This window comes from Mycobacterium sp. E796 (assembly GCF_001672815.1).
In the GTDB taxonomy this organism is placed as follows: domain Bacteria; phylum Actinomycetota; class Actinomycetes; order Mycobacteriales; family Mycobacteriaceae; genus Mycobacterium.
In genome coordinates this window covers 1-1,671 of the sequence record NZ_LZKK01000331.1, presented here as the reverse complement: position 1 = coordinate 1,671, position 1,671 = coordinate 1, and the positions used below count along the sequence as shown (strand labels likewise).

The following is a 1,671-nucleotide window of genomic DNA, read 5'->3' as shown; positions in this document are numbered from 1 at the left end:
CCCCGGCACCCCGCCGCCCCCGCCGAACGTGACGGTGAACATCCCGCCGGTGGTGGTGCCCGTGCCCATACCCGTTCCCGTGCCGTCGGACCATGATGGCGATCACCCGAGTGGCGGCGGTCAGCAGCAGGGCGGCGGTCAGCAGCAGGGCGGTGGTCAGCAGCAAGGTGGCGGACAGCAGCAGGGCGGTGGTCACGGACCGATCGAGTGCCTGGCCTGCCAGCAGCATCCGATCCAGCAGCAACCGATTCACCCGCAGCCGATTCAGCAGCAGCCGGTCCACCCGCAGCCGGTCCAGCAACAGCCGCTCCACCCGCAGGTGATCCCGGGCAAGAAGTGACGGTGGGCGCAGGGCGAGGCCGGAAGTGAGCCGGTCTCGCCCTTTCGCTTGCCGTGAATCGCTAGCGGGCTCGCAGCGCGCGGTGGGCGTGCGGCCAGAACGGCATGCCGGCCACGACGGTCGCGCCGGTGGCGATGACCCCGACCGCGACGTCGACGCTCTCGCGGCCCTCCCGCGCCCAGTAGACATCCTTGAGGTCCAGCAACAGGGCCAGCTCGTCGACGATCATCGCGTTCCCCGCACCGAATGCGACCGCGGCGGCGGGGTGTCGCCGCTGCCTTTCGGTTCCGCGCAGACCCACGCCGGCCACCGTCGCCAGCATCGCGATACCGATGTTGTAGTGGTGAAAGTGCTTGCCGCCCAGGTTTATACCACCACCCGACGGCCCGTGGCCGGCACGGATCCAGTGGGTCAGCCCGCGCAGTCCGGCGAACGTGAGGGTGAACGACGCCCAGGCCAGCACGGTGGCCTGCTCACCCGGTTCCAGCCGCTCGGCCCATTGGCGGCGTAGCCGCGCCCATCGTGATGGCGGCGGGTCAACCATCAGGCGCCCTTGACCGCCCGCCAACGCTGCCTGCCGCCGCGGACCTCGACCTCCACATCGCGAAAACCCGCCGCCCGCAAGCGATCCGGCAAGGTTTCCGGAGAGACCGTGTTGCACGTGTCGCGGAAGTGCAGGAGGCGGAACCGCAGCGACGTCACACTGTCACTGCCGGCGAAGACGCCACCGGGCCGGAGCACCCGGAACGCCTCGGCGAACAGCCGGTCCTGCAGCTCCGCGGTCGGGACGTGATGCAGCATCGTGAACGACACCACCGAGCTGAACTCGTTGTCCGGCAACCCGGTATCCGTGCCGTCGGCGTTGATGATGCGGGCCCGATCGCCGTAGAGCCGCTGCAGTCGCTGCGCCATCGGGGTGTCGATCTCCACCGAGGTCAGTTTCGGCGTCTTGTCGACCAGCACCCGCAGGATCGCGCCGTAACCGGGCCCGATCTCGAGCGTGTTGTCGCCCAACTCCACACCGGCCAGCGCCCACGGCAGCAGGTCGTCTTCCACCTGCTTCGCCCAGCGGTCCGAGCTGCAAATCCGTCGGTGCGCGAGGTTCATTGCCATACCCAAAGACGTTATCCCAATAGCATTTGCAGTTGTGGAGTCCCGGTGGGTGCTGCACCTGGACATGGACGCGTTTTTCGCCTCCGTCGAACAACTGACCCGACCGACCCTGCGGGGGCGGCCGGTGCTGGTCGGCGGCCTGGGCGGGCGGGTCGGCGCAAGTTACGGTCCGGGCCACGACATGGCCGCCGCCGGCGCGGTGATGGTGCCGCGGCTGC

Annotated in this window: 3 protein-coding genes and 1 pseudogene; 1 reads left to right on the top strand and 3 read right to left on the bottom strand. The window is 69.4% G+C overall.

The window, feature by feature from the left end; translation table 11 throughout:
* The 3 genes from A5706_RS33265 to A5706_RS26955 all read right to left on the bottom strand — a co-directional run.
* The coding region (locus A5706_RS33265) for a hypothetical protein (RefSeq protein ID WP_197518000.1) at nt 1-313 on the bottom strand (313 nt) is incomplete at its 3' end.
* An 88-nt stretch (nt 314-401) separates the two neighbouring features.
* The gene (locus A5706_RS26960) at nt 402-884 is read right to left on the bottom strand and encodes a hypothetical protein (protein ID WP_068137984.1); all 483 of its coding nucleotides are present in this window, start codon (nt 882-884) and stop codon (nt 402-404) included.
* Nucleotides 884-1,453 (bottom strand): class I SAM-dependent methyltransferase, encoded by a 570-nt coding sequence (locus A5706_RS26955; RefSeq protein WP_068137982.1) that lies wholly within the window; start codon nt 1,451-1,453, stop codon nt 884-886. Before A5706_RS26955 ends, A5706_RS26960 begins: the two co-directional genes overlap by 1 nt.
* A 49-nt stretch (nt 1,454-1,502) precedes the next feature.
* On the opposite strand from A5706_RS26955, the pseudogene A5706_RS34595 reads away from it, so the two are divergent.
* A pseudogene (locus tag A5706_RS34595) lies at nt 1,503-1,671 on the top strand (DNA polymerase IV); the annotation flags it as partial.

What these genes read in the sequence shown, in the direction of transcription:
- A5706_RS26960 (WP_068137984.1), bottom strand. Translation starts at nt 884, where the DNA reads ATGGTTGACCCGCCGCCATCACGATGGGCGCGGCTACGCCGCCAATGG.
- A5706_RS26955 (WP_068137982.1), bottom strand. Translation starts at nt 1,453, where the DNA reads ATGGCAATGAACCTCGCGCACCGACGGATTTGCAGCTCGGACCGCTGG.